This window comes from Micromonospora sp. NBC_00858 (genome assembly GCF_045207365.1).
Classification (GTDB): domain Bacteria; phylum Actinomycetota; class Actinomycetes; order Mycobacteriales; family Micromonosporaceae; genus Micromonospora.
Genome location: NZ_CP108828.1, coordinates 24,367 through 43,290, shown reverse-complemented (window position 1 = coordinate 43,290; position 18,924 = coordinate 24,367). Strand labels below are relative to the sequence as shown.

Sequence of the window (18,924 nt, the reverse complement as noted above, 5' to 3'; positions counted from 1 at the left end):
CCTTCCGCTCGGATAGTCGTCGCGGTTGTGCTGGGGGGATGCGGCTGCGTTACCGCGGCCGCCGACCATTCACCTACCCTGCGTTTTGGCTTCCATACCTCTTCGTGCATTTCTCTGCGCGGCCTGCCGGATCGACTTCAAAATGGAGGATCGTCGGGCTGCGTCACGTCGCCGCTGCGGACAGTGAGGTTCGCGAGGGCTGGCAGATCCACGAAGGGGGCAGCGATGGCACGAGACGCGCGAGGTGGCCGGCCGGCCGGCGCACGACCCCGGGTCCAGCTGGCCGCGTTGATCGTGGCCGGGGTCTTCCTGCTGATCGGCGTCCTCGGCTTCATTCCCGGCATCACCACCGACTACGGCGAGCTGAGGTTCGCCGGGCACCACTCGGACGCCCGGCTGGTCGGGCTGTTCCAGGTGTCGATCCTGCACAACGCGGTGCATCTGCTGTTCGGGCTGGCCGGCCTCGTGATGGCCCGGAGCGTCGCCGGCGCCCGGCTCTTCCTGGCCGGCGGCGGTGCGATCTACCTCGCCCTCTGGCTGTACGGGCTGGCGATCGAGGCCATCGACGAGGAAGGCGGGGCGAACATCCTGCCGCTCAACAACGCCGACAACTGGCTGCACCTCGCCCTCGGCTTCGGCATGCTCGCGCTCGGGCTGCTGCTCTCCAACCGGGCGGGCACCGGCGGGCGGCTGGACACTCCCGCCAACCGGCACTGACCTGCCGGTTCGTCGGTTTCGCGGTCGTACCGAGGTGGGTATCGGGAGCTGATCCGCGAAGGAGGACGAGATGCCTCGTTGGCTGCGCGACAACGCGCTGGCCGTCGCCATGCTCGGCGCGTTCCTGGTCTTCCTGGTGCTGCAGAGCGTCTTCGGCTGGCAGACCCACAACGAGGAACTGACCGAGTTCGGCGCCGCGCCGCTGAGCTGGCCGGCGTACCTGACCACCGGGCACTTCGCCGAGGCGGTCTTCGAGAACTGGGAGTCGGAGTTCCTCCAGATGGGCGGGTACGTGCTGCTCACCGCGTACCTGGTGCAGCGGGGTTCCGCCGAGTCGAAGCCGGTGGACCAGACTGACCGGCCGGAGGACGACGAGCGCCGGGCCACCCCGCAGTCGCCCTGGCCGGTGCGCGCCGGTGGTCTGCCGCTGGTCGTCTACCGCAACAGCCTCTCCATCGCGCTGCTGCTGATCTTCGCCGGCTCGTTCGTCGGCCACCTGCTCGGCGGCACCGCCACGTACAACCAGGAGCAGGCGTTGCAGAGCGGCGCACCGCCGATCGGGGTGTGGGACTTCCTCGGCACCAGCGACTTCTGGTTCCAGTCCATGCAGAACTGGCAGAGCGAATTCCTGGCGGTCGGCGCGCTGATCCTGCTGAGCATCGTCCTGCGCCAGCACGCCTCGCCGGAGTCGAAGCCGGTCACCGTGTCGCACGCCAGCACCGGCGCCTGAGCGCCGGGTGCGGCGGCGGGGTCGTCAGGCCGCGACCGGCAACCGCTTGGCGAAACAGACGCTGTACGGGTTGTCCACGTACTCGCCGTAGACCGGGATCCGGTCGTAGCCGCACGAGGTGTACAGCCCGATCGCGGCCGGTAGGTAGGTGCCCGTCTCCAGGCATACCACCGAGTGCCCCTGGCGGAACGCCAACTCCTCCAGCGCGGCGAGCAACTGGCGGGCGATGCCCCGACCCCGGAACGCCGGCCGGACGTACATCCGCTTGACCTCGCCGGTGGCGGTGTCGAGCGACTGGAGCCCACCGCAGGCGACCGCCCGGCCGTTCACCACCACCGCGAGGTAGCGGATGTCGTCGTGGGTGACGGTGACCTGCCCGTCCAACCCGCCGTCGGCCACGCGCAGCTCACGCTGCTGTGCGATGACCAGGGCGGCGATCTCCGGATCGGTGGTGGGCCGGACTTCGATCAGCATCACCCAACGCTAGGCGGCGCGGATTTCGCGGAGGTTTCCGGCAATCAACCCGATCACGGAGCGCACCGGGCTATTCGGCGTCGTCCTCGTCGTCGAGGTCCTCGATGTCGTCGGACGCGTCGGCACCCACCTCGTCGGCCGACCGCACCCGGCGGGCCTTGCGCGCGGCGAGCCGGTCCGCCGCCGACGCCCGGTTCGACTTCTCCTCCAGCCGGACGTCGGTGCCCCGGTTGCCGGGCACGTACTCCACGCCGGCGTAGAGCGTCGGCTGCCAGTCGAACTCGCGGGCGCCGATCCGGACCAGGTCACCAGGCTGCGCGCCGGCCTTGGCCAGCTTCTCCTCGACCCCGAGCCGGGCCAGCCGGTCGGCCAGGTAGCCGACCGCCTCGTCGTTGTCGAAGTTGGTCTGCTTGACCCACCGCTCCGGCCGGATGCCACGGACGGTGAACGAGCCGTCCGCCTCGGTCGTGATGGTGAAGCCGGCGTCGTCTACGGCCATCGGTCGGATCACGATCCGGGTGGGCTCGGCCGGTGGCGCCGCCTTGCGCTGCGCCTCGACCATCTCGGCCATCGCGTAGGTGAGCTCCTTGAGCCCTTCCCGGGTGGCCGCGGAGACCTCGAACACCCGGTAGCCGCGCTCCTCCAGGTCGGGGCGCACGATCTCGGCGAGGTCGCGGCCATCCGGCACGTCGACCTTGTTCACGGCCACCAGCCGCGGTCGGTCGGCCAGCCCGCCGTACTCCTTCAGCTCGGCCTCGATGGTCTCGATGTCCGCGACCGGGTCACGGCCGGGCTCCAGCGTCGCCGAGTCGATGACGTGCACCAGCACCGCGCAGCGCTCGATGTGCCGGAGGAACTCCAGGCCCAGCCCCTTGCCGGTGGCCGCGCCGGGGATCAGGCCCGGTACGTCGGCGACGGTGAAGGTGTGGTTGTCCATCCGGACCACGCCGAGGTTCGGCACGAGAGTGGTGAACGGGTAGTCGGCGATCTTCGGCTTGGCGGCGGAGATCACCGAGATCAGCGACGACTTGCCGGCCGACGGGAAGCCCACCAGGCCCACGTCGGCGACGCTCTTGAGCTCCAGCACCACGTCCAACTGGTCGCCGGGCTCGCCCAGCTCAGCGAAGCCGGGAGCCTTGCGCTTCGCGTTGGCCAGCGAGGCGTTGCCCCGCCCGCCGCGCCCGCCGCGGGCCACCTCGAAGGTGGTGCCGGCACCGACCATGTCGGCCAGCACGGTGCCGTCGGAGGTCTGCACCACGGTGCCGTTGGGCACCTTGAGCACCAGGTCGTGGCCGTTGGCCCCGTCCCGGTTCGACCCCGCGCCGCCCTTGCCGTTGTCGGCCTTGACGTGTGGGCGGAAGTGGAAGTCGAGCAGCGTGGTCACCTGTGGGTCGACGACCAGGGACACGCTGCCGCCGTGCCCGCCGTTGCCACCGTCCGGACCACCGAAGGGCTTGAACTTCTCGCGGTGGATCGAGGCACAACCGTGCCCGCCATCGCCGGCCTGCAGATGCAGAACGACCCGGTCAACGAACGTCGCCACGGCGTCAATCCTTCCAGCGAGGTCGGACCCCGCACTGCGAAAAAGCTAAGCGGGCCGGGACCCGGAGGTCCGCGGCCCGCTTAACCGGAAAACTACTGCTGCGGAACGATGCTGACGGTCTTGCGACCGCGCTTGGTGCCGAACAGGACCGAGCCGGCGGACAGCGCGAACAGCGTGTCGTCGCCGCCACGGCCGACCAGGTCACCGGGGTGGAACTTGGTGCCACGCTGCCGGATGAGGATCTCACCGGCGCTGACAACCTGACCACCGAAGCGCTTCACGCCGAGTCGCTGGGCCGCAGAATCACGACCGTTACGCGAGCTGGACGCACCCTTTTTGTGAGCCATTGGAGGACGACCTACTTCCCGCTGGAGATGCCGGTCACCTTGACCTGGGTCAGCGGCTGACGGTGACCCTGGCGCTTGTGGTAGCCAGTCTTGTTCTTGAACTTGTGGATCTTGATCTTCGGGCCCTTGGTGTGCGCGGCAATCTCGCCGGACACCGCGACCTCGGCAAGCTTCGTCGCGTCGGTCACCAGGTCGTCACCGTCGACGAGGAGCACCGCGGTGAGCTTCACCGCGTCACCGGGGGCACCGGTGAGCTTCTCGACCTCGATCACGTCGCCCTCGGCGACCTTGTACTGCTTGCCGCCGGTCTTGACGATCGCGTACATCGGAGGCGGACTCCCTGTCGTTGAGGCTGCTGGCGGGTCGTCCCCGCGGCGGCTCGCCGGGTAGCAGTGCACGGCGGCGCGGGCACACGGGAACTCGGCACACCAAAAGTGCGCCGCAGGCAAGAGTACGCCATTGCCGGCCTCGACCCCAAACCGGCCCGCCCCCGGTCAGCGGGCGCAGAGCTGATCAAGGCGCTGCTGGAGCCGGTCGAGCTCGGTCTCGTCGATCGACTCGACGTCGGTGCCGAGCGCGGCGACCTCGGTGCCGATGTCGGTCAGGAGCGTCTTGAGCTGCGGATCGGTGGCCTGGGCCGACTGCTCCCGCAGCACGGTCCGCCAACCGGTCAGCGCCGCCTCAGCCCGCCTGCGGGCCGCCTCGGCCGTGGCGCTGTCCCCGGCACCCACCGCAGCGATCATCTGGCCCAGCTCCGCCACGTACGTCTGGGCGGCTGTGCTGCCCGCCTGCTGCGCGGCGGCGCAGACCTGCGTGGCGTTGCCGCCTGCCGCACCACCCGTACCGGTCGACCCCGCTGGCGTGCCGGTCGACCCGGCGGAGGCGCCCCCGGACCCGGCGGCCGGGCCGGATCCCCCGGTCGTCTCGCCAGCGGGCCGGTCGGTGGAGCAGCCGGCTCCGGCGGAGAGCGCGGTGACCAGCACGGTGACGGCGAGCAGACGACGCATCTTCTTCTCCTGACCGGGGGTGGCCGATCCTGGACCGGGTTGGCCGGACCGGCGAGGTCCCTCCCCCGTCACATTGCCGGGAAAGGGACCTCGTCAAACGCCGGGCCGGTCAGGCGGTCAGGGGCGGGTCCGCCGGCGGGCGCCACCCCGGCGGGAGCGGCGACGGCCGGTGCCGCCCTCGGTGCCCTCCTCGTCGGCGTCGCCGTCGGCGAGCGCGTCCGGGTCGTCCGCAGCGGCCAGCCGGGCCGACTCGCCCTGCTGGGCGTCGGAGACAGCCGGCGCTGCGGCGGTGTCCGCCTCGTAGCGGGACAGGTCGTAGCCCATGGTGTCGACGTAGTCGGCGTCCGGTTCGGCGCTGGTGTCGGTCTCGACGACCTCGACCGCCGCCCGCTCGGCCGGGGCGTTCTTGCGCGCCCGGCGGCGGGAGGACGCGGTGCCCTGCTCGGCGGCCGGGGCGGCGGCGACCGCCGAGGCGACCGCCTTGACCTTCTCCCCCGCCGCGGCGGGGCGCGGCTTCTCCGGCACCGGCTCGGTGTGGATGATGACGCCGCGACCCTTGCAGCACTCGCAGGTCTCGCTGAACGCCTCCAGCAGGCCCGCGCCGATCCGCTTACGGGTCATCTGCACCAGGCCGAGCGAGGTGATCTCGGTGACCTGGTGCTTGGTGCGGTCCCGGCCCAGGCACTCGGTGAGCCGGCGCAGCACCAGCTCGCGGTTCGACTCCAGCACCATGTCGATGAAGTCGATCACCACGATGCCGCCGATGTCGCGCAGCCGGAGCTGGCGGACGATCTCCTCCGCCGCTTCCAGGTTGTTACGGGTGACCGTCTCCTCCAGGTTGCCCCCGGAGCCGGTGTACTTGCCGGTGTTGACGTCGACGACCGTCATGGCCTCGGTACGGTCGATCACCAGCGAGCCGCCGGAGGGCAGGAAGACCTTCCGGTCCAGACCCTTGATGATCTGCTCGTCGATCCGGTACTCGGCGAAGATGTCGCTCGTGCCGACGTGCCGGCGCACCCGGTCCACGAGGTCCGGGGAGACGTGCGACAGGTACGACTCGACCATGCCGTACGACTGCTCGCCCTCGATCACCAGCTCGCGGAAGTCTTCATTGAACAGGTCCCGAACCACCCGGATGACCAGGTCGGGCTCCTCGTAGAGCAGCACCGGAGCGCCGCCCTCGGTGGCCTTGGCCTGGATGTCCTCCCACTGCGCCTGAAGCCGCTTGACGTCGCGGGCCAGCTCGTCCTCGCTGGCGCCCTCGGCGGCCGTCCGGACGATCACGCCCGCGCCGTCCGGAACCAGCTTCTTGAGCACGTCGCGCAGCCGCTTGCGCTCGTTGTCCGGCAGCTTCCGGCTGATCCCGGAGGCGTTGCCGTTGGGCACGTAGACCAGGTGCCGGCCGGAGAGCGCGATGTGGCTGGTCAGCCGGGCGCCCTTGTGCCCGATCGGGTCCTTGGTGACCTGGACGAGCACCGAGTCGCCGGACCGCAGCGCCTGTTCGATGGAGCGGGCCCGCCCCTCCAGGCCGGAGGTGTCCCAGTTGACCTCACCGGCGTACAGCACCGCGTTGCGGCCCCGGCCGACGTCGACGAACGCCGCCTCCATGCTCGGCAGCACGTTCTGCACCTTGCCCAGGTACACGTTGCCGGCCATCGTGCCGGACGAGTTGCGGGTGACGTAGTGCTCGACCAGCACGCCGTCCTCCAGGACGGCGATCTGGGTGCGGTCACCGCGCTGGCGGACCGCCATCACCCGGTCGACCGCCTCCCGGCGGGCCAGGAACTCCGACTCGCTGAGGATCGGCGGCCGGGTACGCCGCTGCTCCCGGCCGTCCCGGCGGCGCTGGCGCTTGGCCTCCAGCCGGGTCGAGCCGGACACGCCCTGCACCTCGTCGACGGTCCGGCGCGGCTCGCGGATCTTGACCACGGTCGGTACGCCGTCGTCGGCGGCCCCCTCCGTGTCACCGGCGCCCCGACGACGACGCCGCCGGCGACGACGGGTCATCCCGTCCCCGCCCTCGGCCTCCTCGTCCTCCTCGCCCTCGGCCTCGGCCTCGGCGGTCTCTTCCTCCTCGGCCTGCGCCGCCTCCTCGGACTCCTCGTCCTCGGCGTCGTCGGCACCGCCCTTGCCCCGGCCCCGGCCGCGGCGACCACGCCGGCGCCGGCGGCGCGCGGCGGCGCTGTCCTCGTCGTCCTCATCCGCCTCGGCGGCCTCGTCGGCCTCCTCGGTCGGCTCCTCCTCGGCCTCGATCGCCTCGACCGGCTCGGCCTCGCGGCGACCCCGCCGCCGGCGGCGGGACGGCTCGGCGGCCTCCTCCACGGCGGGCTCCTCGGCGACCGGAGCGGGCTCCGCCGGCCGGGTCACCGGCACGGCGTCCGGCTGCGGCGCCATGAACAGCACGGTGGGCGCGGAGAGCGCCGCGCGCCGACGGCGGGTCCGCGGCTGCTCCGGCTCGTTGACCTCGACCGGCTCGATCGGCTCATTCGCCACACCGGCCACGGCCACACCCGGCGGCACCTCGCCGGAACGCTCCTGCGCCCCACTGGTCCGGGCCGGCTCGGCGGTGGTCTCGCTCGGGGCGGTCTCCGCCTCGCGCAGGTCGGACTCCGCCGGCGTCTCGGCCTCCGGCTGCTCCAGCGCAGCGGGCTCCTCGACGGCGGCCGGCTCCTGGACAGCGGCCGGCGTGGTCTTCTTCCGCCGCGTGCGGGTCACCTTGACCGGCGGGACCACCTCGGCGGTGGCCTCCTCGGCGGTGGCCGCGACCAGCGGCTCGTCGGCGGTCGTCTCGACGGGGGCGGCCTTGCGGCGGCGCCGGGGGGTCTTCGGGGCGGCGTCCAGATCGCCGGAGACCGGCGCGAACACCTCCGCCTGCGGCGACTCGTCGCTGCCGGCCCCGGCGGTGGAAGCCTCGACCGGAATCTCGGTCTGCTCCGGCTGGTTGAGCGGGGCGGCCCGGCGGCGGGTCGCCCGGGTACGCCGCACCGGGGCGGCGGGGGGCTCGGCGCTCTCCGCGCCGGCCGGCTCCGTGGTGGCGGCGCCGGTGGGGTTCGCGACGGCGGCGCCGTCGGCGGTGGCGCTCTGGTCAGCGGTGTCGCCGGCCGGCTGTGAACCGGTCCGTTCGCCGCCCTCGGGCTCGTTCTCGAGCATGGACGTTCTCCAGTTCTGGCTGCCCCGGGCGCGGGTAAGCGCTGCCACGCAGGGTTGCCGCAAAAGTGTTTCCGCCGGGCGCGCGTGGTGCGCGACCGCCGAAGTCTGCCTGCCAGAGCACTGACCGTCGGTCAGTGCCCAACGATGGCTGCCCCGCCGCGGTCCGCATCCAACGGATCCACGATCGCACCCTGCGCGGTCAACGTGCCCTGAGCCAGCCGGGTCACCCTCGGCGAGACCGGCGGCTCCAGGTCGGCCACCACGCGGAGGCCGGAAAGGACGTCATCGGGCCGTACGGACGGGGTGACCTGCCGCACGACCAGTTCGAGTATCGCACACGGTACGGCCGGCGCCCCGGAAGGCGTCGGCGTCGCATCGAGGACATCGATCGATATCACGGCCGCTCGGGCGTCGAAGGTGCGGCGGCCCTGCTTGGTCATCCGCTCGACCAGCACCTCGTCGGCGGCGTTGAAGGCGTCCACGGCGGCGCGCAGCACGGCCGTGTCGACCTCGGGCAGCTCGATGTGCCAGTACGACGCCTCGATCCGGTCCGGCAGACTGCCGCTCACGGCGATCACGGCGTCCAGCACGTCCAGCCCGGGCGAGAGCGCGGCGTCCAGCGCGGCCCGCAGCGCCTCCGGGTCGACCGGCGCCTGGAGGCCGATTTCCAGGTACTCCGCCTCGCTGGCGACTCCAGTGGGCGCGGCGCTGGCGTAGGAGATCTTCGGGTGTGGGGTGAAGCCCTGGGAGAAGGCGATGGGCACGGCTGCCCGACGCAGCGCGCGCTCGAAGGCCCGCGCGAAGTCCCGGTGGGAGGTGAACCGCAGCGGGCCCCGCTTGGCGTACCGGATACGGACGCGCTGGACGACCGGCGCCTGGCCGCCCTCGGGTTGAGGCTTTCTGGCGATCGTGGGCTCCTCGGGTGGACCTGCGTGTCCGTCCCATCCTGGCGCAGGGCTCGTGACGGTACGCAGCCGGGGCGGCCGAAACGCCCGACGAAAACGTTGAAACCGGTCGGCGAGGTCGTCCGGACCCACCGGGGACGGCAATGGCCGGCCAGTGACCCGCAGGTCACTGGCCGGCCACCAGGATCAGGACCGGTTGCCGCCCCCGGGCGGGGCGGGCGGCGCCCCCGGAGGAGGGCCGTAGCCAGGCGGCGGGGGGTAGCCAGGCGGCGGGGCGTAGCCGGAGTGCGGGGCATAACCCCCACCTGGGATCGGCGACTGGTAGGCACCCGGCGAGCCGTACCCGCCGGGAGGCGGCTGGTCGAGCAGGTGATCGGGTACGTCGGCGGCCGCCCTCGCCTCACGGCGGTACCGACGCCGGTTCCAGATCAGGAAGGCCGCCAGCCCCACCAGCAACACCAGCACCACGGCGACGCCAATGGCGATCACCATGACCTGCTGGTCCGTGGGGCCGCCCCGGTCACCGTGCTGGGTGACGTCGAACTCCTCGTCCGCGCCCCCTGTCCGGGCAGGCTCCGGACCGGTCGCGGCGGCCGGATCGAGCAGCGGGTTGGCGTTGACCCGCGGCACGTCCGCGCTCAGCGCGGTTACCGGGTCGATCCGGCCGAAGCCGTACTGCGGGTCCCGGCCGGACGGCCCGGCGTCCCGGGAGGTCTGGATGATCCGGTTGATGACGTTGGCGGCATCGAGGTCCGGGTACTTCGCCCGGATCAGCGCCACGAGACCGGAGACGATCGCAGTGCTGTCGGAGGTGCCGTCGCCCCAGCCGTAGCCGTGGTCGGGGCCCACGTTGTAGATGCCGTCGCCGGGTGCGGCGATCACCGCCGCCGGCCCCTGGACCGAGCCGGACCAGAAGTTGCCGCCCCGGGTCGTCCCGGTCACCGCGACCACGCCGGGGACGTTGGCAGGACTATCCACGTCGGTGCTGCCCTTGGCGGTGTTCCCGGCGGCGGCGACCACGACGACGTCGCGGTCCAGCGCGTACCTGATCGCGCTCTCCTCGTCGGCGCTGGCCGCCCCCGGTGCACCCTGGGACAGGTTGATCACCTTGGCGCCGCCGTCGACGGCCATCCGGATGCCGAGGGCGACCGCATCGGCGGCGTTGCCCCCGGTGCCCGCGCGCAGCTTGATGGGCAGGATCTTCGCGCCGGGGGCGATGCCGTCCACGCCGTCACGGCTCGCGTTCGTCGCCGCGATGATGCCGGCCATGTGCGTGCCGTGCCCGTCCTCGTCGACCCGTCCGTCGCCCGACGCACCGTAGCTGCGACCGCCGGGAAGCACCTGACCCCGCAGGTCCGGGTGGGTGGCGTCGACGCCACTGTCGAGCACGGCCACGACCACGCCCCGCCCGGTCGAGATCTTGTGCACCTGGGCGATCTTGAGCTCGTCCAGATACCACTGCTCGGCCCGCCGGGGCGCGGCGGACGCCGGTTGGGCGGCCCCCAGCACCAGGAGCCCCGCCAGCAGGCAGGCCGTGACCGGCCGACGCGCTCCGACGTTCACCCTCATCCGTCCGTCCTCATCGCAGGATGCCCGGGGACGCACCGTCACCGGAGCCCCACGGATCGTCGTCCTCAGTCAACCACGACGAGTGCTCGGAGCCGGTGCCGCCATGCCCGGCACCGCCCTGGCCTCCGCCCATCATGCCGCCGCCCATCATGCCGGCGCCCGCCATCCCGCCACGGGCGCCGCCAGCGCCAGCGCCACCAGCGGCTGCGGCGTTGCGCAACGCGCTCGCCGCGCTCGTCATCGGCGGCACCTTGCCGTTGCCGCCGCCCACCATGCCGGGGATACCGCCCATGCCGATCCCGCCGGCCGATCCGACGCCGCCGCCGATCCCACCGCCAGCACCGCCGCCGCCGATCCCACCGCCGAAACCGCCGCCAGCGCCGCCGAGACCGGCGCTACCGACTCCGGGGCCGCCGCCGAGGCCACTCAGGCCGCCGACGCCGCTCGGTGCCGCGCCAGCCAGACCGCTGCTGAAGCCGTCGTCGCCGCCCCCGGGGTAACCGGACCCAGTGGACGGGGGTGTGAACGGGCCGACGCCGGTGGGGCCGTCAGGAGTGTCGCCGATGGTCGGCGGCTTGCTGTCGAGGGACGGCGGTTTGCTGTCGATGGTCGGCGGCTTGTTGTCGATGGTCGGCATCTTGCTGTCGATCTTGGGGTCATTTCCCCGATCGAAGTCACCCAGGTCCGGCTTCCCCGTCGGCGGAACCCGGGTGTCGGGGCGGTAGCCGTCCGAGTCGTCGCGGTCTGGCCCGACGAGTGTCAGCTTCGGACGCTCGGTCACCACCGCCGTGGGCAGCGGAGACATCGCGGTGTTCGCCGCCTGCTGGTTGTCCCGGTACCAGTTGTCCAGGTGGGACTTGGTGTCCCACCAGCCACCCCGCTTGCTGTCACCGGCCTGGCCGTCGACCTTCATGGTCGCCTCCAGGTCGTCAGCCTTGTCGCGGAACGCGCCGTCGGCGTACGAGGCGGGGTTGTTCTGGTAGTCCTTGCGTAGCGCGGCGAGGAAGCCCGACGTGCTCTCACCGTCGCGGGAATCGTCGAGCTCGGTGCCGTTGGGCAGGCTCCACTCGTTCCACCCGAAGTCGTCCATCAGTGGGATCGGGATCGTGGAAACCGCCTTGCGGATGTCACCCTCGATCCGCGACAACGCCCCGCTGACGTTGCTCGCGTCGGTGATCAGTTTCTCGATGTCCTTGCCGATCTCACCCAGGTGCTCGCGGTACGCGTCACCACCGCTGCCCTTCCAGCCGGCGAGCATGCCGGGCAGACCGCCGACGTGCGGGCGCTCCACACCGGTCGCGATCGGGCCGACGAACGATCGGCCGACGAGCGCGTCCCGAAGCTGTGTGAGGCCGGAGGAGAGGTTGCTCCACCCCACCCCGACCGATCCGACCGTCTCCGGGTCTGCGGAGAGCGTCACCTCGCGGACGCACCGCTCCCAGGTTCCTCCAGCCATGACGTCCCCCTCAGGCCGTGTACGGGTAGGTGGGCTGGCCGCCGGCAGCGGGCGGCGGGGCCGCGGACTCGAGGAGCCGCTCGATCTGCGAGCCGTTGGCAGCGTTGCGCTCCTCGGTGTCGCGGAACGCCTGGGCGATGTCCTCGGTGCCCTTCTTGAGCGCGGCGAGCTTCTGGGAGAGCGACTTGAGGTGCGCCTCCATGTTGGTCGTCGACCGAGTCAGCGCCTGCCACTGCATGCGGGCGTCCTCGTAGGCCCCGAAGGGGGTGCCGTTCGGGACGGTCTGGGCGGTGGTGCTGTCGCCCTTCATCCGCTCCTTGACACGCTCCATCTCGTAGCCGATGGTGTCGTCGACGTACTGCTTGAGCCGCTCGACGTACGCTGCCGCGGCGTCCAGGTCCTCGACACTGACGTGCAGATCGCCGATGTTCGGCGGCGTGATGCCAGCCATCCGCTTCCTCCCCGTTTTCCGACCCGCAGGGGTCGGTCCATGTCAGACGCAGCGTATCGAGTGTTGCCAAGTCAGGGCAGCCCCGGCCACCGCTATTCGGTAATTATGACCGTCGATATCAGCGACGCAGCTGCGGGACCAGCAACGCGATGCCGATCCCGACCAGGGCCAACGGGGCCAGAAGCACGACCACGCCGCTCCAGTCCGCCTCCCCGCGCAGCGCCTGAACGGCCATCAGGACCACCAGGAACACGAGCAGCAGGGCGAGGACCGAGAGCATCACCACCAGCAGACGGGCCTTGTCGGGGCTCATCGGCCGACCGTCCCGCGCGGCAGCAACGACATCGGATCGGCCAGGAAGGCGTCAGCGCCGACGCCACCCAACCGCAGGCCGGACATGACCTCCGCGCGTCGCTCCTCGGCCAGCGCCTCCGCCGCCCGCACGGCCTCCACCACCGCCTCGCCGAGCGTGATGTTGTCGACCGTACGGTGGGCCCGCGCGGCGATGGAGATGTCCAGCAACTCCTTCGCGCCGGACACCGTGGCGGTGACCATGCCGTCCGCTGCGGTGCCGACGAACACCTCCCGGGCGAGCCGTCCGGTCTCCGTGGTGGCGCTCTCCAGCAGCGCCGTCATCTCCGTGACCAATCGCGCGAGCTCCTGTCTCCTCATTGGAACCGCCGCGTCGCGTCCCGCCACACCGCGAGCGGATCCTCCGTGCGGCCGTCCCACTCGACCGGCGCCTCCACGACGTCGTCGAGGCTGGCCCGCATGCTCTCCGCCATGGCGAGGCGGGCGGCGGTCACGGCCTGTCGGCAGTGCGGACCCAGGAGCTCGGCGGGCAGGTCGCGCACCGCCCGCGCACTGATCCGTACGTCCGTGAGCTGGCCCGCGCCGTCGACGACGGCGGTGATCGTGCCGGTCTCGTCGAACCCCTCGTGCGTCCGGTCCCCGGTTTCGGTCACCAGCGCGACGAGATCGCGGGTAGCGGCCTCGGCGCGGCGCATGGCGGGCTCGTACGCCTCGGTGCGGCTCACCTCCCGGACGGACTCGACGGCCCTGCGGTAGACATCGCTCATCACTGCTCCGTTCGCCCGACTCAGGTAACCGGTTCCTTGTTCCAGTTCTCCGGATTGCTGACGATGTCGCGGTACCGGTCCCCGATTTTGGCGCTCTCGGCGTCGACCTTCTCCCCGGTCAGCTCGAACCCTCGCTTGAGCTGGGCCACGGCCGTGCCGATCGCGCTGTTCGCACCGCGCATCCCCTGCATCAGCCCGACGATCGCGGTGATGATGCCGAGCACGAAGGCGGCCCAACTGCCGATGATCGCCCACTTGAAGGCGGGCCCGGCCGGTCCGCCGGCGTTCGCGGCGATGCAGCCGACGATCGCGAGGCCGGTGCCCACCGACCAGGCCCAGAAGAGCGTCTCGAGCCCGTCCGCGACGGTGTTGCACCCGGACGAGGTCGTGATGGCGAGTTTCTGGAGCGCGTCCAGCGGCTCGACCACCTTGGTGGTCAGGAAGTTCTTGAAGACCTCGGAGCCGGTGCCCTTCCAGATGCCGTCGACCTCACCGTTCAGCCGGGACAGCTTGCCGGCAAGTTCGGAGAACTCCTCCGCGAGGCCGGTCCACTTGTCGTCGGCCTCCTGGAAGGGTGCCCAACTGCGCACGTTCATGACGGCGACCGGGGTGACGAAGGCCATCGCCAACGCCCCCGCGCCGGAGGGTTCGGCGGCCACCGCGAGCGTGCCGCCCAACCCGATGATGACCGCTTCCAGCGCGATCGTGGCGGCCTGGTCGGCACCGGATACCACGTTCTCACCCACAGAAGCTCGCCTCCCTGTTCCGTCGTGAAGGAGAGACCGGGCAGGTCGCGGGGACCGCGCTCAGTCCAGTGCCGTGTCGAAGGACTGACCGTGCCGTTCCTCCATCGTGCGGTAGTGCTCGACCACCCGGCCGAGCCCTTTCGCGACCTCAGCGACGGCAGCGGCGAGCGCCGTCACGGCCTGCGTCGTCGTCTCGTGCATCTCGTCGTACGCGGCGGAGAAGCCGGCGTCGAAGGCCGGCGCGGCCCCGGCGGGCAGCCGCAGATACTCGATCTTGGGAAGCACTCCGGTATCCAGCGACTTTGCCGTCGCCGACAGCTCGGAGACGAGGTCGCCCAGCTTCTCGGTGTTCATGGAGAAATCGGCCACCCGAGCCCCCTCCGCCAGCGCCGCTCACCCACCGGGCAAAGACCCGATGGGTGACGTGTTGGTAATGGAGGGTAGCGGGTGACCGCCGCCCGGCGCTGCCCCGCGATCAGGCGGACTGGTCGCCCGCCGGCACCTTCATGCCGTTGCCGCCCAGCGGCGTGAGGGGGAGAAGCTTCTTGCCGGTGGGGCCGATCTGGATCTCGGTGTCCATGGAGGGGCAGACGCCGCAGTCGAAGCACGGGGTCCACCGGCAGTCGTCCTGCTCGTACTCCGAGACCGAGTCCTGCCAGTCCTGCCAGAGCCAGTCCTTGTCCAGGCCCGAATCCAGGTGGTCCCAGGGCAGGACCTCCAGCTCGTCGCGCTGACGGGTGGTGTACCAGTCGAGGTCCACGCCGAACGCGGGCAGCGTCTCGGCCGCCGCGTCCACCCAGCGCTGGTACGAGAAGTGCTCGCTCCAACCGTCGAACCGGCCGCCGTTCTCCCACACCTTGCGGATCACCGAACCGACCCGACGGTCGCCCCGGGAGAGCAGGCCCTCGATCAGCGACGGCTCGCCGTCGTGGTAGCGGTAGCCGATCGCCCGGCCCAGCGAGCGGTCCGAGTTGATCGCCTGCTTGAGGATCTTGAGCCGGTGGTCGATGACCTCCGGGCGCTCCATCGGTGCCCACTGGAACGGGGTGTGCGGCTTCGGCACGAACCCACCGATGGAGACGGTGCAGCGGATGTCCTTGGAACCGGTCGCGGCCCGGCCAGCCTTGATCACCTCGTGCGCCATGTCCGCGATCTCCAGGACGTCGGCGTCGGTCTCGGTGGGCAGGCCGCACATGAAGTAGAGCTTCACCTGCCGCCAGCCGTTGCTGTAGGCGGTGACCACGGTGCGAATGAGGTCTTCCTTCGACACCATCTTGTTGATGACCTTGCGGATCCGCTCCGACCCGCCCTCCGGGGCGAAGGTCAGGCCGGTGCGCCGCCCGTTGCGGGACAGCTCCTGCGCGAGGTCGATGTTGAAGGCGTCCACCCGGGTCGACGGCAGCGACAGCGAGACGTTGGTGCCCTCGTACTGCTGGGCCAGGCCCGAGCACATGTCGCCGATCTCGGAGTGGTCGGCCGAGGAGAGCGACAGCAGGCCCACCTCGGAGAAGCCGGAGAACTCCAGCCCGTCGCGCACCATCTGCCCGACCGTGGTGATCGACCGCTCGCGCACCGGGCGGGTGATCATGCCGGCCTGGCAGAACCGGCAACCCCGGGTGCAGCCCCGGAAGATCTCCACCGCGTACCGCTCGTGCACCGTCTCGGCCAGCGGGACGAGGGGCTTCTTCGGGTACGGCCAGGCGTCCAGGTCCATCGTCGTGCGCTTGTGCACCCGGAACGGCACGTCCGCCCGGTTCGGCACGACTCGCTGGATCCGGCCGTCGGGGAGGTAGTCCACGTCGTAGAAGCGCGGCACGTAGACGCTCTCGGTGCGGGCGAGCCGCAGCAGCAACTCGTCGCGGCCACCCGGGGAGCCCTCGGCCTTCCACTCCCGGACGATCGCGGTGATCTCCAGGACCGCCTCCTCGCCGTCGCCGAGCACAGCGGCGTCGATGAAGTCGGCGATCGGCTCCGGGTTGAACGCGGCGTGCCCGCCGGCCACGATCACCGGGTCGGCGTCGGTGCGGTCGGCGGCCAGCATCGGGATGCCGGCCAGGTCGATCGCGGTGAGCAGGTTGGTGTAACCCAGCTCGGTGGAGAAGGAGATGCCGAACACGTCGAAGTCGCGGACCGACCGGTGCGCGTCGACGGTGAACTGCGGCACGCCGTGCGTGCGCATCAGGGACTCCAGGTCCGGCCAGACCGCGTACGTCCGCTCGGCGAGGGTGTCGGGCAGCTCGTTGAGCACCTCGTAGAGGATCTGCACACCCTGGTTGGGCAGGCCCACCTCGTACGCGTCGGGATACATCAGCGCCCAGCGCACGGTCGCCGCGTCCCAGTCCTTGACCACCGCACCCAGTTCACCACCGACGTACTGGATGGGCTTCGTGACCTGGGGTAGCAGCGGCTCCAGCTGGGACCAGATGGAATTGGTCGCGGCCGGGCGCGGCGTCGTGGACGGGGCACTCATGATGCCCAAGGGTACGCGTCCACCCGGCCGTGACCGCGCGCACGCCGCCATGACGTCCGATCGACGCCGACTGTCGTGCGCGGCAGCCCGCAGCCCGGTCGGCGGAGCTGGCGGCGCGGTACTAACCTCGGACCGGCGCGAGAGGAGATTGCCGCGATGCCGGAGCCCCAGCCGGGAGCAGGCCGTCCGGCCGACGGGAGCACCCCGGGCACGGAGCCGGACCGGGATCCGGCGGTCGCCGACGAGCCGACGCCCCCACCCGTACCCTCGGACCAGCCGGAACCCTCGGACCAGCCGGAAGTACCGCAGCGGCCGGATCCCTCAGACCAGCCGGAGCCGCCGACCGACCAGGCCGCCGGCCCGGACGACGCCGCACCGACACACACACCGGGACCGGCGGACGAGCCGCGACCGGCCGACGAGCCGCGACCCGCCGACGAGCCCGCAGCCGCCGGTGCGGCCGACTCCCCGGCCGCCACCGCGCCGGTCAGCGCGCCCCGGTGGAGCGGATCCGCGCCGGTGCCGCCCCCGCTGCCGCGCAAGCGGGCCTGGGGTGCGTCGGCCGAGCCGACCCCTGTCCCGCCCACTCCGGACGAGCCGCCAGAGCACCGGACCCCGGTCGACCCGTGGGCCGGCGTGGACACCGGCGGCTGGGACCTGCCGCACGCCGAGCTGCCCCCGTTGCCCCCGACGCTGCACTACCCGGTGCCACCCGCGACCCGGCAGTGGCCCGGTCCGCCCACTCCCCCGGTCGGACCGCACCCGGCGTCGCCGCCGGCCGCCCCACTGCCGCCGGCCGCCCCGCTGTCCCCGGCCGCCCGGCCCACCATGCCGGCCCGGCCGATGTCTCCACCCGCACCACCGCCCGCCCCGCCGAAGCAGCGCCGGGGCCGACGGTCCGCGGCACCGCCACCGGTGTCACCGCCACCGGGCTGGCAGGCCCCCAAGGGGTACGTCCCGGTCAAGGTCCGTCGGCGACGCCGCTGGCCGTGGCTGCTGCTGCTCACCCTGGCCTGCTGCTGCGGCTGCCCGGCCTACTACGGGTTTCCGATCTCGGCCCAGTACCCGGCCCGAGCGGCGCTGCCCGAGCAGGTGGCCGACCTGAGCCTGCGCCAGGACAGTCGCAACGCGGACGCCGCCCGTGACCTGGAGAACGAGGTACGTCGGGAGCACTGGCTGGCCGAGGACACCTTCGCCGGCGTCTACGGCACCGCGGACGGCAAGCGGGTGACGGTCTTCGGCGGCACCGGCTTCCGGCTCACCCCGGAGGCGGACGCGGACGCGGAGATCACCCGACTCAGTGAGCGCTACGCGCTGGAGGCCCCCGAGACGGTGAAAACCGGCGTGCGGGGCCGGCACGAGCGCTGCGCGGTCGGCCGTTCCGCCGGCAGCGACGTGGTGGTCTGCACCTCGGTCGACCACGGCAGCATCGCCACCGGCGTGTTCACCCGGCTCTCCGTAGCCGACAGCGCGGCGCTGCTGGACACTCTGCGCGGTCAGATCGTCCAGCCCGAGCAGAGCTGACGGCCGGGGTCGGTCAGGAGTCGCGGGTCGGGTCCGGGTGGGCGCGCGGCGGGGCGTAGCGGGGCACGTACTCCTGGCCCGTGAGCTTCTGGATCTCGCTCATGATCTCGTCGGTCATCTGCCGCAGCGAGGTGCGGTCGTCCGGCCGGCCGGTGAAGTCCAGCGGCTTGCCGAACCGAACGGTGATCTTGGCGGCGCCGGGGCGGGGCACCCGGGCGCCGATCGGCTGCGCCTTGTCCGTGCCGATCATGCCGACCGGGATGACCGGCACTCCGGCGGAGAGCGCCAGCCGGGCCGCTCCGGTCCGTCCCCGGTAGAGCTTGCCGTCCGGTGAGCGGGTGCCCTCCGGGTAGACCACCACCAGGTCGCCGCCCTTGAGTGCCGGGATGGCCGCGTCGAACGCGGACAGCGCAGCGCGCCCGCCGGCCCGCTCGACCGGGATCGCGCCCAGGCCGGTGAGGACGAATTTGGAGATCGCGCCCTTGACCCCGGTGCCCTTGAAGTACTCCGACTTCGCCCAGAACGCCAGGTGCCGGGGCACCACCGTGCCGAGGAACAGCTCGTCGGCCACCGACAGATGGTTCCCGGCGAAGACCGCGCCGCCGGTCTCCGGCAGGTGCTCCAGCCCCTCCACGGTCGGGCGGAACGCCAACCGCAGCGTGGGCGCCACGGTGAGCTTGCCGATGGTGTAGAGCAGGGGCACTGGTCCTCCGGCGGTCGTGGGTTGCACAGGCGGTGTCACGTTAGCTGACGCCC

The 18,924-nt window shown here is 71.9% G+C and carries 20 protein-coding genes; 3 read left to right on the top strand and 17 right to left on the bottom strand.

Translation table 11 applies throughout. The annotated features are described in order from the left end of the window. Positions 1-225 precede the first annotated feature (225 nt). A complete protein-coding gene (locus OG990_RS00190) occupies positions 226-717 on the top strand; it encodes a DUF4383 domain-containing protein (RefSeq protein WP_406078553.1) in 492 nt (163 codons plus the stop codon). A 70-nt stretch (positions 718-787) separates the two neighbouring features. Continuing rightward, the gene (locus OG990_RS00185; RefSeq protein WP_328419417.1) at positions 788-1,447 is read left to right on the top strand and encodes a DUF6766 family protein; all 660 of its coding nucleotides are present in this window, start codon (positions 788-790) and stop codon (positions 1,445-1,447) included. A 24-nt stretch (positions 1,448-1,471) separates the two neighbouring features. Here OG990_RS00185 and OG990_RS00180 read toward each other — a convergent pair whose 3' ends face one another. The 16 genes from OG990_RS00180 to OG990_RS00105 form a co-directional block, all read right to left on the bottom strand. Beyond that, on the bottom strand, positions 1,472-1,921 hold the full coding sequence (locus tag OG990_RS00180) for a GNAT family N-acetyltransferase (protein WP_406078552.1): 450 nt from the start codon (positions 1,919-1,921) through the stop codon (positions 1,472-1,474). A gap of 70 nt (positions 1,922-1,991) precedes the next feature. Continuing rightward, positions 1,992-3,464, bottom strand: a complete 1,473-nt coding sequence (gene obgE / locus OG990_RS00175; protein WP_328419421.1) for a GTPase ObgE — start codon at positions 3,462-3,464, stop codon at positions 1,992-1,994. 92 nt (positions 3,465-3,556) lie between these two features. After that, positions 3,557-3,811, bottom strand: a complete 255-nt coding sequence (rpmA, locus tag OG990_RS00170) for a 50S ribosomal protein L27 (RefSeq protein WP_109818441.1) — start codon at positions 3,809-3,811, stop codon at positions 3,557-3,559. 11 nt (positions 3,812-3,822) lie between these two features. Then, entirely contained in the window at positions 3,823-4,137 is a 315-nt protein-coding gene (rplU, locus tag OG990_RS00165; protein WP_328419425.1) for a 50S ribosomal protein L21, read from the bottom strand. Positions 4,138-4,305: 168 nt separating this feature from the next. Beyond that, positions 4,306-4,818 carry a hypothetical protein gene (locus OG990_RS00160; RefSeq protein ID WP_406078551.1) on the bottom strand — a complete coding sequence of 171 codons (513 nt, stop codon included), beginning with the start codon at positions 4,816-4,818 and terminating at the stop codon, positions 4,306-4,308. A gap of 117 nt (positions 4,819-4,935) precedes the next feature. After that, a complete protein-coding gene (locus tag OG990_RS00155; protein ID WP_406078549.1) occupies positions 4,936-7,968 on the bottom strand; it encodes an Rne/Rng family ribonuclease in 3,033 nt (1,010 codons plus the stop codon). 131 nt (positions 7,969-8,099) lie between these two features. Continuing rightward, positions 8,100-8,819: a TIGR03936 family radical SAM-associated protein gene (locus OG990_RS00150; protein WP_328426849.1), complete on the bottom strand. Its 720-nt coding sequence runs from the start codon at positions 8,817-8,819 to the stop codon at positions 8,100-8,102. A gap of 240 nt (positions 8,820-9,059) precedes the next feature. After that, complete coding sequence (gene mycP / locus OG990_RS00145) at positions 9,060-10,442, bottom strand: type VII secretion-associated serine protease mycosin (RefSeq protein WP_406078548.1); 1,383 nt, start codon at positions 10,440-10,442, stop codon at positions 9,060-9,062. Between the two features lie 10 nt (positions 10,443-10,452). Next, positions 10,453-11,898: a hypothetical protein gene (locus OG990_RS00140; RefSeq protein WP_386984537.1), complete on the bottom strand. Its 1,446-nt coding sequence runs from the start codon at positions 11,896-11,898 to the stop codon at positions 10,453-10,455. 10 nt (positions 11,899-11,908) lie between these two features. Further along, positions 11,909-12,349 (bottom strand): hypothetical protein, encoded by a 441-nt coding sequence (locus OG990_RS00135; RefSeq protein ID WP_328419432.1) that lies wholly within the window; start codon positions 12,347-12,349, stop codon positions 11,909-11,911. A 118-nt stretch (positions 12,350-12,467) separates the two neighbouring features. Continuing rightward, the gene (locus tag OG990_RS00130; RefSeq protein ID WP_328419434.1) at positions 12,468-12,662 is read right to left on the bottom strand and encodes a hypothetical protein; all 195 of its coding nucleotides are present in this window, start codon (positions 12,660-12,662) and stop codon (positions 12,468-12,470) included. Continuing rightward, complete coding sequence (locus OG990_RS00125; protein WP_406078546.1) at positions 12,659-13,021, bottom strand: YbaB/EbfC family nucleoid-associated protein; 363 nt, start codon at positions 13,019-13,021, stop codon at positions 12,659-12,661. Before OG990_RS00125 ends, OG990_RS00130 begins: the two co-directional genes overlap by 4 nt. Beyond that, entirely contained in the window at positions 13,018-13,428 is a 411-nt protein-coding gene (locus tag OG990_RS00120; RefSeq protein WP_328419438.1) for a YbaB/EbfC family nucleoid-associated protein, read from the bottom strand. Before OG990_RS00120 ends, OG990_RS00125 begins: the two co-directional genes overlap by 4 nt. Positions 13,429-13,448: 20 nt before the next feature. Next, a complete protein-coding gene (locus tag OG990_RS00115) occupies positions 13,449-14,174 on the bottom strand; it encodes a hypothetical protein (RefSeq protein WP_328419440.1) in 726 nt (241 codons plus the stop codon). A gap of 60 nt (positions 14,175-14,234) precedes the next feature. Next, positions 14,235-14,543 (bottom strand): hypothetical protein, encoded by a 309-nt coding sequence (locus tag OG990_RS00110; protein WP_406078545.1) that lies wholly within the window; start codon positions 14,541-14,543, stop codon positions 14,235-14,237. Positions 14,544-14,649: 106 nt separating this feature from the next. Next, the gene (locus tag OG990_RS00105; RefSeq protein ID WP_406078544.1) at positions 14,650-16,644 is read right to left on the bottom strand and encodes a TIGR03960 family B12-binding radical SAM protein; all 1,995 of its coding nucleotides are present in this window, start codon (positions 16,642-16,644) and stop codon (positions 14,650-14,652) included. A gap of 156 nt (positions 16,645-16,800) precedes the next feature. Between OG990_RS00105 and OG990_RS00100 the strand changes: the two genes are divergently transcribed. Beyond that, on the top strand, positions 16,801-18,168 hold the full coding sequence (locus OG990_RS00100) for a hypothetical protein (RefSeq protein ID WP_406078543.1): 1,368 nt from the start codon (positions 16,801-16,803) through the stop codon (positions 18,166-18,168). 13 nt (positions 18,169-18,181) lie between these two features. On the opposite strand, the gene OG990_RS00095 is transcribed toward OG990_RS00100, so the two are convergent. Continuing rightward, positions 18,182-18,871 (bottom strand): lysophospholipid acyltransferase family protein, encoded by a 690-nt coding sequence (locus tag OG990_RS00095; RefSeq protein ID WP_406078542.1) that lies wholly within the window; start codon positions 18,869-18,871, stop codon positions 18,182-18,184. Between the last annotated feature and the right edge of the window lie 53 nt (positions 18,872-18,924).

Bases quoted from the DNA above. Each gene is read 5' to 3' on its own strand.
- OG990_RS00190 (WP_406078553.1), top strand. From the start codon at position 226: ATGGCACGAGACGCGCGAGGTGGCCGGCCGGCCGGCGCACGACCCCGG.
- OG990_RS00185 (WP_328419417.1), top strand. From the start codon at position 788: ATGCCTCGTTGGCTGCGCGACAACGCGCTGGCCGTCGCCATGCTCGGC.
- OG990_RS00180 (WP_406078552.1), bottom strand. From the start codon at position 1,921: ATGCTGATCGAAGTCCGGCCCACCACCGATCCGGAGATCGCCGCCCTG.
- rpmA (WP_109818441.1), bottom strand. From the start codon at position 3,811: ATGGCTCACAAAAAGGGTGCGTCCAGCTCGCGTAACGGTCGTGATTCT.
- rplU (WP_328419425.1), bottom strand. From the start codon at position 4,137: ATGTACGCGATCGTCAAGACCGGCGGCAAGCAGTACAAGGTCGCCGAG.
- OG990_RS00160 (WP_406078551.1), bottom strand. From the start codon at position 4,818: ATGCGTCGTCTGCTCGCCGTCACCGTGCTGGTCACCGCGCTCTCCGCC.
- OG990_RS00155 (WP_406078549.1), bottom strand. From the start codon at position 7,968: ATGCTCGAGAACGAGCCCGAGGGCGGCGAACGGACCGGTTCACAGCCG.
- mycP (WP_406078548.1), bottom strand. From the start codon at position 10,442: ATGAGGGTGAACGTCGGAGCGCGTCGGCCGGTCACGGCCTGCCTGCTG.
- OG990_RS00140 (WP_386984537.1), bottom strand. From the start codon at position 11,898: ATGGCTGGAGGAACCTGGGAGCGGTGCGTCCGCGAGGTGACGCTCTCC.
- OG990_RS00135 (WP_328419432.1), bottom strand. From the start codon at position 12,349: ATGGCTGGCATCACGCCGCCGAACATCGGCGATCTGCACGTCAGTGTC.
- OG990_RS00130 (WP_328419434.1), bottom strand. From the start codon at position 12,662: ATGAGCCCCGACAAGGCCCGTCTGCTGGTGGTGATGCTCTCGGTCCTC.
- OG990_RS00125 (WP_406078546.1), bottom strand. From the start codon at position 13,021: ATGAGGAGACAGGAGCTCGCGCGATTGGTCACGGAGATGACGGCGCTG.
- OG990_RS00120 (WP_328419438.1), bottom strand. From the start codon at position 13,428: ATGAGCGATGTCTACCGCAGGGCCGTCGAGTCCGTCCGGGAGGTGAGC.
- OG990_RS00105 (WP_406078544.1), bottom strand. From the start codon at position 16,644: ATGAGTGCCCCGTCCACGACGCCGCGCCCGGCCGCGACCAATTCCATC.
- OG990_RS00100 (WP_406078543.1), top strand. From the start codon at position 16,801: ATGCCGGAGCCCCAGCCGGGAGCAGGCCGTCCGGCCGACGGGAGCACC.